Genomic DNA, 13,152 nt, shown 5'->3' with positions numbered 1-13,152 from the left:
GGCGCTCGCCGAAAAGAGCCCCCCCATGCGCTTCGTCATCATCGTCGCCTTCATCCTGATCATCGGCAGCCTGGCCTCCGCGCTGTTCTTCATGATGCGCGACCGCGGTCGCACCCCCAACATGATGCGCTCGCTGATGCTGCGCGTCGGCTTCTCGGTGGCGCTGTTCCTGTTCATCCTGTTCTCGCACTGGATGGGCTGGATCCAGAGCACCGGCATCCAGATGTCGCCCTGAGCCGGGCCCAAGAAAAAAGCGCCGCGAAGGATGGCTCCCGCGGCGCTTCTCGCTTGTCTTGCAACGCCGCCGTCGGGCGGCGGCCCCTGCATTACAACCAGTACACGACCACGTACAGCCCAAGCCAGACCACGTCCACGAAGTGCCAGTACCAGGCTGCGCCTTCGAACGCGAAGTGGTGGTCCGGCGTGAAATGGCCCTTGAGCACGCGGCCCAGCACCACGGCCAGCATGATGGCGCCCATCGTCACGTGGAAGCCGTGGAAGCCCGTGAGCAGGAAGAACGTCGAACCATAGACTCCCGACGTGAGCTTCAGGTTCAGTTCCTGGTAGGCGTGCATGTATTCGTAGACCTGCAGGCACATGAACAGCGCGCCCAGCAGGATCGTCAGCACCAGGCCCTGGATCACCTGGTTGCGCTTGCCGGCCAGCAGCGCATGGTGCGCCCAGGTCAGCGTCACGCCCGAGGTCAGCAGCAGCGCCGTGTTGATCGTCGGGATCGGCCACGGGCCCATGGTCTGGAACGACTCCACGGTGCCGGCCGGGCCGGTGTGGGGCCACACGGCCGCGAAATCCGGCCAGATGATCTTGTTGTTCAGGTCGCCCAGCCACGGCATGGCGATGGTGCGGGCGTAGAACAGCGCGCCGAAGAATGCCGCGAAGAACATCACCTCGGAGAAGATGAACCAGCCCATCGACCAGCGGAACGACACGTCGATGTTCTTGCCGTACAGCCCGCCCTCGGACTCGCCGATGGCGTCGCCGAACCAGCTCTTGAGCACGAACAGGAACCAGATCAGGCCGAAGCCGCAGACATACGGCGCCCACGGCTGCCCGTTGACCCAGCCGGCGGCTCCCGCACCGGTCAGCAGCAGCCCGAACGCCGCCGTGATCGGATGGCGCGACGGGCCCGGCACGAAGTAGTACGGGGCGTTTGCGCGATTCGCACTCATTCTTCTATCTCCAGCTCAAAGTCTCGATTCATGTTATCCGCCCGTCCGGCCCCGACATCTGGCCGGCGGCGTGCTCGCTTTGTATCTGCTGCCCTGCTATGCCTGGCTGACCACGGCGCGCACGATGACGATCAGCACCGCCACGAACACTGCCGCCGCCATCAGCCCGGCGATGATCACGTGCACCGGGTTCAGGCGCGCCATGTCCGACTCATGCTCCGACCCCTTGCGCAGCCCGATGAACGACCACAGCACCGCCCGCACCGTCTGTGCGAACGACGCCTTGCGGTGCACCGGATCGTCCGTCGCCATGGCCCGGCCCCCCTCAGCCGCCCTGGGCCGCCGCCGCGGCGCCGGCTTCCGGGGCCTGTGCCACCGGCGTGCCGATCTCGAAGAACGTGTACGACAGCGTGATGTTCTTCACGTCCTTCGGCAGCTTCGGATCGATCACGAAGACCACCGGCATCTCGCGCGCCTCGTTCGCCTTCAGCGTCTGCTGCTTGAAGCAGAAGCACTCCACCTTCCGGAAGTACTCCGTGGCCTGCTTGGGCGCGTAGCTCGGGATCGCCTGCGCCGAGATGTCGCGCGGCTGGCCGTTCGCCACCTCGTAGACAATCGTCGTCAGCTCGCCAGGGTGCACTTCCATCGAATGCCTGACCGGCCGGAACGCAAACGGCCCGCGCGTGTTCGAATCGAACTCCACGGTGATCGTGCGGCTACGGTCCACCTGCGTGTTGCGCACGGCGTTGCTGGCGCCGTACAGGTCACGCGTGGTCACCACGTTGATGCCGGTGAGGTCGCAGATGGCCCGGTACAGCGGCACCAGCGCGTAGCCAAAGCCGAACATCAGCGTGACCACCACCAGCAGCCGCATCAGCATGCCGCGGTTGAACCGCTTCTCCAGGGCCTTGTCCTGCGCTTGCACGGCGTTGTCTCCGGTCTTGTCCGTCTTGCTGCTCGGGTCAGCCGCCAAGGAACTTCATCTTGGCCACGAATCCCAGGAAGAAGACCATCACGATGGACAGCAGGATCCAGCCCAGGCGCCGGTTGGCGGCTTTCTGGCTGGCTTCGCGTGCCTGCTGCGATGGGCTTTTTGCTGAGGGCTGCATGTCTTTCTGTCTCGATGCGGCCGGACGCCCCGCGGGCATCCGGCCTCGTCACTGCGGATTACTTCACCACCGGGGGTTCCTCGAAGGTGTGGAACGGGGCCGGCGACGGCACGGTCCATTCCAGCCCTTCGGCGCCATCCCACGGCTTGTCGCCGGCGGCCGCGCCACCGCGGTACGACGGCAGCACCACGGCAAAGAAGAAGTACACCTGCATCAGGCCAAAGCCCAGCGCGCCCAGCGAGGCCACGGCGTTGAAGTCCGTGAACTGCGTCGGGTAGTCCGCGTAGCGGCGCGGCATGCCGGCCAGGCCCAGGAAGTGCATCGGGAAGAAGGTCACGTTGAAGAAGATCAGCGAGCCCCAGAAGTGGATCTTGCCGCGCATTTCGTCATACATGAACCCGCTCCACTTCGGGCCCCAGTAGTAGAAGCCCGCGAACAGCGCGAACAGCGAGCCCGCCACCAGCACGTAGTGGAAGTGCGCCACGATGAAGTAGGTGTCCTGCAGCTGGATGTCGATCGGCGCCACGGCCGGCATCAGGCCCGTGAAGCCGCCAATCGTGAACACGAAGATGAAGCCGATGGCGAACAGCATCGGCGTCTCGAACGTCATCGAGCCGCGCCACATGGTGGCGATCCAGTTGAAGATCTTCACGGCCGTGGGCACCGCGATCAGCATCGTCGCGTACATGAAGAAGAGCTGGCCCGTCACCGGCATGCCCGTGGTGAACATGTGGTGGGCCCAGACGATGAACGACAGGATCGCGATCGACGCCGTGGCGTACACCATCGAGCTGTAGCCGAACAGGCGCTTGCGCGCGAACGCCGGCACGACGTGCGAGACGATGCCGAACGCCGGCAGGATCATGATGTACACCTCGGGGTGCCCGAAGAACCAGAAGATGTGCTGGTACATCACCGGGTCGCCGCCGCCGGCCGCCGAGAAGAAGCTTGTGCCGAAGTGGCGGTCGGTCAGCACCATCGTGATGGCGCCGGCCAGCACCGGCATCACGGCGATCAGCAGGTACGCCGTGATCAGCCACGTCCAGCAGAACATCGGCATCTTCATCAGCGTCATGCCCGGGGCGCGCATGTTGAGGATGGTCACGATGATGTTGATCGAGCCCATGATCGACGACGCGCCCATGATGTGCATGGCGAAGATGGCCATGTCCATGCCGGGGCCCATCTGCACCGACAGCGGCGCGTAGAGCGTCCAGCCCGCGGCGGTGGCGCCGCCCGGCACGAAGAACGAGCCCACCAGCAGCAGCGCGGCCGGCGGCATCAGCCAGAAGCTGAAGTTGTTCATCCGTGCGAAGGCCATGTCCGAGGCGCCGATCTGCAGCGGGATCATCCAGTTCGCAAAGCCCACGAATGCCGGCATGATCGCGCCGAACACCATGATCAGGCCGTGCATCGTGGTGAACTGGTTGAACAGTTCGGGGCGGAAGAACTGCAGGCCCGGCTCGAACAGCTCCAGGCGGATCAGCAGCGCCAGCACGCCGCCCGACAGCAGCATCGTGAACGAGAACAGCAGGTACAGCGTGCCGATGTCCTTGTGGTTGGTCGCGAACAGCCAGCGGCGCCAGCCATGCGGATGATCGTGCGCATGGTCATGATCGTGGCCGTGATCGTGCGCGTGGTCGTGCGGATGGCCCAGTGTCTCCGGGGTAGCGGTACTCATCGCAATGACTCCATCAATTCCTGAATGCGGGGCTGCCGCGGGTCAGCCCGCGACGCGGTTGCCCGCGAGGCTGGCCTGCTTGTCGTTGGACGTGGCCGGCTTGCCGGCCTTGGGGGCCGCGTCGCCAGCGCCGGCTTGCGCGCCGCCGCCCTCGGGGAACTTGCCCGCGCGAGCGTTCACGAAGTCCGCCGGCTGGATCACTTCACCGGTCTTGTTGCTCCAGCTGTTGCGGGTGTAGGTCATCACGGCCGCCAGCTCGGTATCCGAGAGCTGCTTCCACGACGGCATGCCACCCTTGCCTTCCAGCAGGACGTGCATCTGGCCGGCCTTCGGGCCGGTGACGACCTTGGAGCCGTCCAGCGCCGGGAACGCGCCCGCGCCCTTGCCGTTGGGCTGATGGCAGACCGCGCAGTTGGCCGCGTAGACCTTCTCGCCGCGCACCTTGATCTCGTCCATCGTCCAGGTCTTGTTGGGATCGTCGGCGGCCGCGGCCATCAGCTTCTTGCGGTCGTCCACCCACTTGGTGTACTCGGCGTCCGAAACCACGCGCACCACGATCGGCATGAACGCGTGTTCCTTGCCGCACAGCTCGGCGCACTGGCCGCGGTAGATGCCGGTCTTCTCGGCCCGGAACCACGTGTCGCGCACAAAGCCGGGGATGGCGTCCTGCTTGACGCCGAAGGCCGGGATCATCCAGGCGTGGATCACGTCGTTGGCCGTGGTGACGATGCGGATCTTCTTGTTGACCGGCACCACCAGCTCGTTGTCCACCTCCATCAGGTAGGTGTTCGACTTTTCCTGCTGGTTGTTGATCTGCTCACGCGGCGTGGTCAGCGTGGAGACGAACGAGATGCCCTCGCCCGGCCCCTTCAGGTAGTCGTAGCCCCACTTCCACTGGTAGCCGGTGGCCTTGATCGTGATGTCCGAGTTGGTGGTGTCCTTCATCGCCACCACGGTCTTGGTGGCGGGCAGCGCCATCGCGATCACGATCAGGAACGGCACGATGGTCCAGACCACTTCCACGGTGATGCTTTCGTGGAACGAGGCCGACTTCGCGCCCTTGCTCTTGCGGTGCTTGAAGATGGAATAGAACATCACGCTGAACACCGCGATGAAGATCACGGTGCAGATGATCAGCATCATCCAGTTCAGCCAATGAATCTGTTCGGCGATTTTTGTAACGGGTTCGGTCAGGTTGAGCTGTCGGACGGCGGGGCCGCCCGGCATGTCACTGACCGCGGAGGCCGCCTGGCTGACAAGCAGGGACGCGCCTGCCAGACATGCTGCGGATGCCTTCTTCCACATTTTCATTGTTTATCTACCCAATTTACAGATTCAAATCTGTCCCCGCCCTGCCCTGCCCGGCGTCCGGGATGGACGCCATGCAGGGCCGCCGCGAGTTCCTGCGCGAACTTGCGCCGCCGGTACGGGTCCAGATACGACCCCACCCGCACGGTGCGCCTGTCCGACCGCAGAACCACGAGCGCCCGGAACGATTCACCCAGTTCAATCCGCACCCACTGTGGATTGAAGACTTCCCGCGTGACCCGACTGGCGCTGGCTGTCTCCACGACCAGCATGCCGTCGGTCACACTCACGCGTTCATAATCCGTCGCATGGCGCGCATACGCCAGCAGGGCAATCCCCAGCCCGGCCAGTTCCAGGCCGGCGAACGGCAGCACGAGCCAGGCCCCTAGCCACACGGCCATCAGCGCCGATATGGCAATCGAGAAACATGCGATGGAGAAGTAGAACCAGCCAACCTGGCGTGGGGAAAGCGAACAATTCCGCTTCATCAGCCAGTCGATATCCGGCAAGGGGGTGCGTCCGTCGAGATTTCCGCCGGAGTCACCTACTGCCGTCTGGAATGCGATACCCAAGTCTTGCATCGCCAACCACTCTGCATCGGATGCACACCCGGGACGAAATCCGCCTCAGGGGAGCACGTGCGAAGTGCATGCCGGGGCGTTCTTGTGCCAGGGGACCACTGCGACAAACCGGCCCATTATATGGCGCTTCGCATACCTGAACAACATAGGATTTGACCGAAGTGCTTGCGCTGTTCAAGTATTTGTGCATGACCTTCAAGCCCCCGATAGGCAACACAAACGATGCGGCCCGATTGTCGGGCGACCGGGCTGCCCGCGCGCGTCAGCGGCGCGGCGGGGTGCGGCCGATCCTGTCGACCGGGATGATGGCGCGACCCTGATCGTCGGTTGCCTGCTTGCCGCGCGCCGGAATCTTCCAGGCATGGCCGTAGACAATCTCGAACGTCAACGGGATCACGCCATCCGGGTTACGTAGCCGGTCCAGCGCGGCCAGCACGGCGCGGTGCCAGCGGCGCCCGCGCAGGCCGGCGACGCCCGGGCGGCGCATGCCGCCGAACGCCTGCACCTCGCGCAGCAGCTTCTCGGGCGTCTCGTAGGTGATGGTCAGCGTTTCCATGTCCATGACCGGCGTGGACCAGCCGCTGTGCACGAGCATGTCGCCAATGTCGTGCATGTCGACGAAGCGCAGCGTATGGGCGTCCAGGTCCACCTCGGCAAACGCGGCGCGCAGCTCCTTGAGCGTGTCCGGGCCGAACAGCGAGAACATGACCAGCCCGTCGTCGGCGCTCACGCGGTGCCATTCCGGAAACACGCGATGGGGCTCGGGATGCCAGTGCAGCGCCAGGTTCGACCAGAGCAGGTTGAAGCTGGCCGGCGCGAACGGCAGTGTGGCAAGATCGCCCTGCACCAGGTCGAACATCGGGCGCTTGCCCAGCAGGCGGCCGATCCAGCCTGGCCGGCGCTGCGGGTCGCGCTGGCCGGCCTGTTGCAGCATGGCGCCGGAGATGTCCAGGCCGGCGATCTGCGCGTCGGGAAACCGCGCGCGCAAGCCCGCCAGGCCCTGGCCGTGGCCGCAGCCGATATCGAGCGCACGCCGCGGCGCCAGCCGGACCACTTCCATCCGCTCCTGCATGCGCTGGCCAATCTCGCCCAGCAGGAAATCGAGCTGGCCGAAGCGCGGGCTACGGCGGTCGAACGCAAGCCGGGTCAGCCGCGCGGGCGGCAACCAGGCATCAGGAGAATCGGTGGCATGCAGGGACACGGACGGACAGGGCAGCAAGGGTCGGATCGGCAGGTGCGGCAAACTGCCGCACCATCGGGCGCCACGCGGGGCGGGCCGCCGGAAGTATACGCGCCGGGGCTCCCGCGCGCCCGAAGGGTCTTTGCCCGGCATGCGGCCCACCTGTGGCGCGCGCTGCTGCCATCGGCCTGCCTGGCCTGCACGGCCGTGCAGCGCGACGTGGTCTGCGCCGCTTGCGCCGCCCGCCTGCTGCAGCCCGTGCCGCGCTGCCCCCGCTGCGCCACGCCGCACAGCCACGGCCCGTGCGGCCAGTGCGCCGACGACGATCCCATCGACGCCACGCTGACGCTGGGCGACTACACCGCGCCGTTCGACCGGTTGATCCTGCAGTTGAAGTTCGGCGGCCAGTTGCCCGCCGCCGCGTGGCTGGCCGAGCGGCTGGCCCACGCCATGCGCGACCACGCCCTGCCCGACCTGCTGGTCCCGATTCCGCTGTCGGCGTCGCGCCTGGCAGAACGCGGCTTCAACCAGGCGTGGGAAATTGGCCGGCCACTGGCGCGGCGGCTGGGCGTGCCGGCGTCACCGTCGATGCTGTGGCGCCTTCGCGATACCGCCAGCCAGCGCACGCTCGACCTGCCCGCGCGCCTGGCCAACCTGCGGCAGGCGTTCTCGGTCAGCCCCGCGGCCCGGCTGGACGGGCTGCACATCGCCCTGGTCGACGACGTGATGACCACCGGCGCCACGCTGCGCGAGGCCGCGCGCGCCCTGAAGGCCCACGGCGCCGCCCGCGTCACGGCCGTGGCGGCGCTGCGCACACCGTGACACGGCGCGGCGCCCGCGGTAAGCTGCGGACCGGTTTTTTGCAGGCCATCCCATGTTCCACGTCGTCCTTGTCGAACCCGAAATCCCGCCGAACACCGGCAATGTGATCCGCCTGTGCGCCAACACCGGCGCGCAGCTTCACCTGGTCAAGCCGCTCGGGTTTCCGCTGGAAGACGCCCGGATGCGGCGCGCCGGCCTGGACTATCACGAGTACGCGACCATGCGCGTGCACGATAGCTGGGACGCGCTGATGGCCGCCGAGCAGCCCGACCCCGCGCGCATGTTCGCGCTGACCACGCACGGCTCCACGCCGTTCGGCGAGGTCAGCTTCCAGCCTGGCGACTGGTTCGTGTTCGGATCGGAAACACGCGGCCTGGCACCCGAGCGCCGCGAGTGGTTTCCCGCCGCGCAGCGCATCCGCCTGCCGATGCGCCCCAACAACCGCAGCCTCAACCTGTCCAACACGGTCGCCGTGGTGGTGTTCGAGGCCTGGCGCCAGCACGGCTTCGCGGGCGGCGCCTGAGCCGGCCCGCCCCGCCGGCCGTCAGTCCTCCGGCTGCACGTTGGCCGCGCGAATCACCTTGTCCCACCGCGCCTTCTCGGTGACCATGGTCTGCCGCAGCGACGCCGGCGCCGTGCCGGCCGGCACGAAATACTGCGCGCGCATCCGCTCCCGCACGTCGTCGCTGCCGATGATCCGCACCAGTTCGCGGTAAAGCCGGTCGACGATCGGCGCAGGCGTGCCGGCCGGCGCCAGGATTGCCTGCCACGAGATGGCCTCGAAGCCCGGATAGCCCGATTCCGCCACGGTCGGCACCGACGGCAGCACGCCCGTGCGCCCCGCCGACGTCACCGCCAGCACACGCAGCTTGCCGGCCGTCACCATCGGCATGGCAATGGCCGGCACCATGAACCCGGCCTGCACCTGCCCGCCAACCATCGCCGTCGTGATCTGCGGAAAACCGGCATACGGCACGTGCTGCAGGTCGATGCCAGCCGCCGCCTTCAGCTGCTCCATCGCCAGATGGGCCGCGCTGCCGTTGCCCACCGAGCCATAGTTCAGCACGCCCGGCCGCGCCTTCGCCAGCGCCACGAACTCGCGCAGCGTGTGGGCGGGCAGCCGGGCATCGACCACCAGCACGTTGGGCGACGTGGCCACCAGCGTCACCGGCGCCAACTGCTTCATCGGGTCGTAGCTCAGGTGCCGGTACAGCGACGGCGCCGTCACCAGCGGGCCGTTGATCGTGAACAGCAGCGTGTAGCCGTCGGGCGCCGCCTTGGCGACGAGCCCGGTGCCGATGTTGCCGCCCGCGCCGGGCCGGTTTTCCACGACCACCGGCTGGCCGAGCACGGCCGCCAGCTTCTCCGTGACGATCCGCGCGATCAGGTCCGGCGACGATCCGGCCGGGAACGGCACGACCATGCGGATCGGACGGGCCGGCCACGCGGCATCGGCAAAGGCGGGCAGCGAAGCGGTGGCGGCGGTGGCCGCGAGAATGCGAAGGGCCTGACGGCGACTGGCCATGATGGTCGGCTTGGACAAGGGCAGGAAAAGGGCAGGAAAAGGACGGCCGGCGCGGCACGCCGGCGTGGCGGGATGGCTATTCGTCGCGCGCGTCGCGCTGCAGCAGCCGCGCCACCGCATCGGCAACGGGCAGGCCGTCGAACAGCACGGCGCAGACCGCGCGGGTGATCGGCATCTCCACGCCATGCCGCGCCGCCAGCGCCGCCACGGCCTGGGCGCAGCGCACGCCCTCGGCCACGTGGCCCAGGTCGTGCAGGATCTGGTCCAGCGTGCGGCCCGTGGCCAGTTGCTGGCCGACGCGCCGGTTGCGCGACAGGTCGCCGGTGGCGGTCAGGATCAGGTCGCCCATGCCGGCCAGGCCCATGAACGTCTCGGTGCGTCCGCCCAGCGCCAGGCCCAGCCGCGTCATCTCGGCCAGCCCGCGCGTGACCAGCGCGGCGCGGGCGTTCAGCCCCAGGCCCAGCCCGTCGCTGGCGCCCGTGGCGATGGCCAGCACGTTCTTCACCGCGCCGCCCACTTCCACGCCGATCAGGTCGTCGCTGCCATAGATCCGCATCGCATGATGGTGGAAGGCCAGTTGCGCCAGGTCGGTCAGGTCGTGCGTGGTGCCCGCCACCGTCAGCGCGCAGGGCAGCCCCTGGGCGACTTCCCGGGCGAAGCTGGGCCCGGTCAGCACGCCGTAGCGGACGTCGTCGGCAGCGCCGCCCAGCGCGTCCAGTTCCTCGCGCACCATCTGATGCGGCAGCGCGTGGGTGTCGGCCTCGAAGCCCTTGCACAGCCAGAGCATCGCCAGCGGCCCCTTGCGGCGCCCGGCCAGCCGCCGCGTCATCTCGCGCAGGCCGGACACCGGCGTGGCCACCACGATCAACCCCTGCGGATCGCCGAGCGCGTGGTCGACGGCCGCGTCGAAGTCGGGCTGGCACGCCAGCCGGGGCGACAGCGTCACGCCTGGCAGGTACGCGGCATTGGTGCCCGTGGCGGCCAGGGCGGCAAGCTGGTCCGCGTCGCGGCCCCACAGCACCACGTCATGCCGGCTGTCGGAAGCGGCGTGGCTGGCCAGGGCGGTGCCCCATGCGCCGGCGCCCAGGATGGTCAGTTTCATGGCAGGTCCGAGGGATGGGTGGATGGGTGGATGGGTGGAAGGTCCGATGAAGGCGCGGTGTGCCCGAAGGTGTGCCCGCACGTGTGCCGGAAGTATGGACGCCCGCCGGCCACATCGGAAATCAGAAAACGGAAACGGGGCCGCAGCCCCGTTTTTCAGCAGATCCGGCCGCGGCGCGGATCAGTGGCGCGCCTGGCTGCCGTCCGGCAGCACGATGCCCGACTCGCCGGCCTGGCCCTGCGCTTCTTCCATCGCGGCCTGCAGGCGTTGCTCGTACAGCGCCTGGAAGTTGATTTCCGACAGGTGGATCGCCTGGAAGCCGGCGCGCGTGATCACGTCGGCGATGTTGCCGCGCAGGTACGGGTACAGGATGGTCGGGCAGGCGATGCCCAGCAGCGGGTCCAGCTGTTCGGCCGGCACGTTGCGGATGTCGAAGATGCCGGCCTGGTGTGCTTCCACCAGGAACGCCACCTTGTCCTGCACCTTGGTCGTCACGGTGCCCGTCACCACCACCTCGAAGATGCCTTCCTGCAGCTGGGCGGCACCCACGTTGACCTGCACTTCCACCGACGGGGCTTCCGATTCCAGGAAGATGGCCGGGGAGTTCGGCTGTTCGAGCGACATGTCCTTCAGGTACACGCGCTGGATGTTGAAGAAGGGCTGGTCGTCCTGCTGGGTGGCTTGTTGCTGGTCGCTCATGAAAGGCTTCCGGATGGATCGGTTTGGGCGCGCTGCGCCATGCGCCGCCAGGTGCCGGGGCCCCCGTGGCGGTCTGGAAAGCGCATATGGTACATGACGCCGATGGCGAATTCACCGTTCGGCGGCGGAATCAGAATCGTCCCATGGCGGGACCCGGCCCGGCGGCGCGTGGCGGGCCGCCCGGTGGCGCCTCAGGCGGCCAGCAGCGGCACCAGGCCGCCCTGGCGGTCCAGCGCCGAGAGGTCGTCGAAGCCGCCCACGTGGGTGTCGTCGATATAGATCTGCGGCACGGTGCGACGACCCGTACGGGTCATCATTTCCTCGCGCTTGCCGGGCTCGCGGTCGATCAGGATCTTCTCGATCGTCTCGACGCCGCGCTGCTTGAGCAGGCGCTCGGCCATCTGGCAATAGGGACACACTACCGTGCTGTACATGACGACGCGGGCCATGCGGAATCTCCTTGACTGCAAAAAGCCGCGGCGCGGCACCGCCCAGGGCAGTGCCGCGCCGCGCGCTGCATGTTGAATGGGGCTGTTACTTGATGACCGGCAGGCCGGCCTGCTGCCAGGCAGCCATGCCGCCTTCCAGCGCGTAGACCTCACTGTAACCGGCTTCCTTGAGCGCTGCTTGGGCCTTGCCCGAGCGCTGGCCGGTCTGGCAGACGACGATGATGGGGGTCGCCTTGTCCTTTGCAAGGCCGGGGGCGCGGCCGGCAATGTCGGCCAGCGGCGCGCTCTTTGCCTGCGGCAGGTGGCCCTTGGCGAACTCGGCCGCGTCGCGTACGTCGACGACCACGGCGTTGCGCCGGTTGATGAGCTGCGTGGCCGCAGCCGTGTTGACGCGCTTGCCGCCCGTACCGGCCTTGATCTGCGGCCAGGCCAGCAGGCCGCCCGAGACCACGGCGATCGCGATCAGGGCCAGGTTGTTGTAATCGGCGAAGAAATTCACGTTGGCATTCCGTTGGGTTGGGTCGGCGGCATTATAAAATACGCGGTTTCGCGCCAGCGCCGATTATTTCGGGCGGCGCCTGCCACGCCCGGCGTGACGCCGGCGCCGCGCGCCGCAGCTTACTCACTACCCTGGAAGCAGCAGCATGTACAAGCTCGTTCTCATCCGCCACGGCGAATCGACGTGGAACCTCGAAAACCGCTTCACGGGCTGGGTCGACGTCGACCTGACCGACACCGGCGTGGCCCAGGCCCGCCAGGGCGGCCAGCTGCTCAAGGAAGCGGGCTTCGCCTTCGACGTGGCCTACACGTCGGTGCTCAAGCGCGCCATCCGCACGCTCTGGCATGTGCAGGACGAAATGGACCTGATGTGGATTCCGGTGCGCAACGAATGGCGCCTGAACGAGCGCCACTACGGCGCGCTGGCCGGCCTGAACAAGGCCGAGACGGCGAAGAAGTACGGCGACGACCAGGTGCTGGTGTGGCGCCGCAGCTACGACACCCCGCCCCCGGCGCTGGAGCCCACCGACGAGCGCGCGTCGTACAACGATCCGCGCTACGCCAATGTGCCGCGCGAGCAGTTGCCGCTGACCGAATGCCTGAAAGACACGGTGGCCCGCGTGCTGCCGCTGTGGAACGAATCGATCGCTCCCGACATCAAAGCCGGGAAGCGCGTGGTGATTGCCGCCCATGGCAACAGCATCCGCGCGCTGGTGAAGTACCTGGACCAGATCTCGGATGACGATATCGTCGGCCTCAACATCCCCAATGGCACCCCGCTCGTCTACGAGCTGGACGCCGACCTGCGCCCGCTGCGCCATTACTACCTGGGCGACCAGGACGCCATCGCCGCGTCGCTGGCCGCCGTGGCCAACCAGGGCAAGGCCCGCTGAGGCACCGTGCGCGGCCGTGCCGCCCCGCCCGGCCCCCGGGTAGGCGCGGCCCGGCCATGTGTGGCCGCCCCCACCCAGGCCGGGTGGCCCGCAGGTCTTTTTCCGCGCACCCTCTTAT

Annotated in this window: 17 protein-coding genes; 4 read left to right on the top strand and 13 right to left on the bottom strand. The window is 67.6% G+C overall.

Going from position 1 to position 13,152, the window contains the following annotated elements; all coding sequences use genetic code 11:
- Nucleotides 1–25 precede the first annotated feature (25 nt).
- Complete coding sequence (locus tag EPAKOI_RS01320) at nucleotides 26–235, top strand: twin transmembrane helix small protein (protein WP_124682561.1); 210 nt, start codon at nucleotides 26–28, stop codon at nucleotides 233–235.
- Nucleotides 236–326: 91 nt separating this feature from the next.
- Here EPAKOI_RS01320 and EPAKOI_RS01315 read toward each other — a convergent pair whose 3' ends face one another.
- From EPAKOI_RS01315 to EPAKOI_RS01280, 8 genes are all read right to left on the bottom strand, one after another.
- Complete coding sequence (locus tag EPAKOI_RS01315) at nucleotides 327–1,187, bottom strand: cytochrome c oxidase subunit 3 (RefSeq protein ID WP_124682562.1); 861 nt, start codon at nucleotides 1,185–1,187, stop codon at nucleotides 327–329.
- A 96-nt stretch (nucleotides 1,188–1,283) separates the two neighbouring features.
- Complete coding sequence (locus EPAKOI_RS01310; RefSeq protein ID WP_124682563.1) at nucleotides 1,284–1,499, bottom strand: DUF2970 domain-containing protein; 216 nt, start codon at nucleotides 1,497–1,499, stop codon at nucleotides 1,284–1,286.
- A gap of 13 nt (nucleotides 1,500–1,512) precedes the next feature.
- A complete protein-coding gene (locus EPAKOI_RS01305) occupies nucleotides 1,513–2,112 on the bottom strand; it encodes a cytochrome c oxidase assembly protein (RefSeq protein ID WP_313837547.1) in 600 nt (199 codons plus the stop codon).
- Between the two features lie 37 nt (nucleotides 2,113–2,149).
- Nucleotides 2,150–2,296, bottom strand: a complete 147-nt coding sequence (locus EPAKOI_RS01300; RefSeq protein ID WP_313837545.1) for a cytochrome oxidase small assembly protein — start codon at nucleotides 2,294–2,296, stop codon at nucleotides 2,150–2,152.
- Nucleotides 2,297–2,354: 58 nt separating this feature from the next.
- Nucleotides 2,355–3,977: a cytochrome c oxidase subunit I gene (gene ctaD, locus EPAKOI_RS01295; protein WP_423192777.1), complete on the bottom strand. Its 1,623-nt coding sequence runs from the start codon at nucleotides 3,975–3,977 to the stop codon at nucleotides 2,355–2,357.
- Between the two features lie 42 nt (nucleotides 3,978–4,019).
- Complete coding sequence (coxB, locus tag EPAKOI_RS01290) at nucleotides 4,020–5,288, bottom strand: cytochrome c oxidase subunit II (protein WP_124682566.1); 1,269 nt, start codon at nucleotides 5,286–5,288, stop codon at nucleotides 4,020–4,022.
- On the bottom strand, nucleotides 5,285–5,866 hold the full coding sequence (locus tag EPAKOI_RS01285; protein WP_124684984.1) for a DUF2244 domain-containing protein: 582 nt from the start codon (nucleotides 5,864–5,866) through the stop codon (nucleotides 5,285–5,287). Before EPAKOI_RS01285 ends, coxB begins: the two co-directional genes overlap by 4 nt.
- Before the next feature lie 262 nt (nucleotides 5,867–6,128).
- Nucleotides 6,129–7,067, bottom strand: a complete 939-nt coding sequence (locus tag EPAKOI_RS01280) for a methyltransferase domain-containing protein (RefSeq protein ID WP_423192776.1) — start codon at nucleotides 7,065–7,067, stop codon at nucleotides 6,129–6,131.
- Between EPAKOI_RS01280 and EPAKOI_RS01275 the strand changes: the two genes are divergently transcribed.
- Entirely contained in the window at nucleotides 7,056–7,868 is an 813-nt protein-coding gene (locus EPAKOI_RS01275; RefSeq protein WP_423192775.1) for a ComF family protein, read from the top strand. The genes EPAKOI_RS01280 and EPAKOI_RS01275 overlap by 12 nt on opposite strands.
- Before the next feature lie 52 nt (nucleotides 7,869–7,920).
- Nucleotides 7,921–8,391 (top strand): tRNA (uridine(34)/cytosine(34)/5-carboxymethylaminomethyluridine(34)-2'-O)-methyltransferase TrmL, encoded by a 471-nt coding sequence (gene trmL / locus EPAKOI_RS01270; RefSeq protein WP_124682568.1) that lies wholly within the window; start codon nucleotides 7,921–7,923, stop codon nucleotides 8,389–8,391.
- Nucleotides 8,392–8,412: 21 nt separating this feature from the next.
- Here trmL and EPAKOI_RS01265 read toward each other — a convergent pair whose 3' ends face one another.
- From EPAKOI_RS01265 to EPAKOI_RS01245, 5 genes are all read right to left on the bottom strand, one after another.
- Nucleotides 8,413–9,393, bottom strand: coding sequence for a tripartite tricarboxylate transporter substrate binding protein (locus tag EPAKOI_RS01265; protein ID WP_313837537.1), 981 nt, complete (start codon nucleotides 9,391–9,393; stop codon nucleotides 8,413–8,415).
- A 76-nt stretch (nucleotides 9,394–9,469) separates the two neighbouring features.
- On the bottom strand, nucleotides 9,470–10,495 hold the full coding sequence (locus EPAKOI_RS01260) for an NAD(P)H-dependent glycerol-3-phosphate dehydrogenase (protein WP_423192774.1): 1,026 nt from the start codon (nucleotides 10,493–10,495) through the stop codon (nucleotides 9,470–9,472).
- Nucleotides 10,496–10,675: 180 nt separating this feature from the next.
- A complete protein-coding gene (gene secB / locus EPAKOI_RS01255; protein WP_124682571.1) occupies nucleotides 10,676–11,194 on the bottom strand; it encodes a protein-export chaperone SecB in 519 nt (172 codons plus the stop codon).
- A gap of 191 nt (nucleotides 11,195–11,385) precedes the next feature.
- Entirely contained in the window at nucleotides 11,386–11,643 is a 258-nt protein-coding gene (gene grxC, locus EPAKOI_RS01250) for a glutaredoxin 3 (RefSeq protein WP_124682572.1), read from the bottom strand.
- A gap of 85 nt (nucleotides 11,644–11,728) precedes the next feature.
- Nucleotides 11,729–12,142, bottom strand: a complete 414-nt coding sequence (locus EPAKOI_RS01245; RefSeq protein WP_124682573.1) for a rhodanese-like domain-containing protein — start codon at nucleotides 12,140–12,142, stop codon at nucleotides 11,729–11,731.
- A gap of 145 nt (nucleotides 12,143–12,287) precedes the next feature.
- Between EPAKOI_RS01245 and gpmA the strand changes: the two genes are divergently transcribed.
- Entirely contained in the window at nucleotides 12,288–13,034 is a 747-nt protein-coding gene (gene gpmA, locus EPAKOI_RS01240) for a 2,3-diphosphoglycerate-dependent phosphoglycerate mutase (protein WP_313837530.1), read from the top strand.
- Nucleotides 13,035–13,152: the final 118 nt, after the last annotated feature.

This window comes from Cupriavidus sp. H18C2 (assembly GCF_049393795.1).
Classification (GTDB): Bacteria; Pseudomonadota; Gammaproteobacteria; order Burkholderiales; family Burkholderiaceae; genus Cupriavidus; species Cupriavidus pauculus_C.
This window is presented reverse-complemented; position numbering and strand designations above follow the sequence as displayed.

Bases quoted from the DNA above. Each gene is read 5' to 3' on its own strand.
- EPAKOI_RS01320 (WP_124682561.1), top strand. From the start codon at position 26: ATGCGCTTCGTCATCATCGTCGCCTTCATCCTGATCATCGGCAGCCTG.
- EPAKOI_RS01315 (WP_124682562.1), bottom strand. From the start codon at position 1,187: ATGAGTGCGAATCGCGCAAACGCCCCGTACTACTTCGTGCCGGGCCCG.
- EPAKOI_RS01310 (WP_124682563.1), bottom strand. From the start codon at position 1,499: ATGGCGACGGACGATCCGGTGCACCGCAAGGCGTCGTTCGCACAGACG.
- EPAKOI_RS01300 (WP_313837545.1), bottom strand. From the start codon at position 2,296: ATGCAGCCCTCAGCAAAAAGCCCATCGCAGCAGGCACGCGAAGCCAGC.
- ctaD (WP_423192777.1), bottom strand. From the start codon at position 3,977: ATGAGTACCGCTACCCCGGAGACACTGGGCCATCCGCACGACCACGCG.
- coxB (WP_124682566.1), bottom strand. From the start codon at position 5,288: ATGAAAATGTGGAAGAAGGCATCCGCAGCATGTCTGGCAGGCGCGTCC.
- EPAKOI_RS01285 (WP_124684984.1), bottom strand. From the start codon at position 5,866: ATGCAAGACTTGGGTATCGCATTCCAGACGGCAGTAGGTGACTCCGGC.
- EPAKOI_RS01275 (WP_423192775.1), top strand. From the start codon at position 7,056: ATGCAGGGACACGGACGGACAGGGCAGCAAGGGTCGGATCGGCAGGTG.
- trmL (WP_124682568.1), top strand. From the start codon at position 7,921: ATGTTCCACGTCGTCCTTGTCGAACCCGAAATCCCGCCGAACACCGGC.
- EPAKOI_RS01265 (WP_313837537.1), bottom strand. From the start codon at position 9,393: ATGGCCAGTCGCCGTCAGGCCCTTCGCATTCTCGCGGCCACCGCCGCC.
- EPAKOI_RS01260 (WP_423192774.1), bottom strand. From the start codon at position 10,495: ATGAAACTGACCATCCTGGGCGCCGGCGCATGGGGCACCGCCCTGGCC.
- secB (WP_124682571.1), bottom strand. From the start codon at position 11,194: ATGAGCGACCAGCAACAAGCCACCCAGCAGGACGACCAGCCCTTCTTC.
- grxC (WP_124682572.1), bottom strand. From the start codon at position 11,643: ATGGCCCGCGTCGTCATGTACAGCACGGTAGTGTGTCCCTATTGCCAG.
- gpmA (WP_313837530.1), top strand. From the start codon at position 12,288: ATGTACAAGCTCGTTCTCATCCGCCACGGCGAATCGACGTGGAACCTC.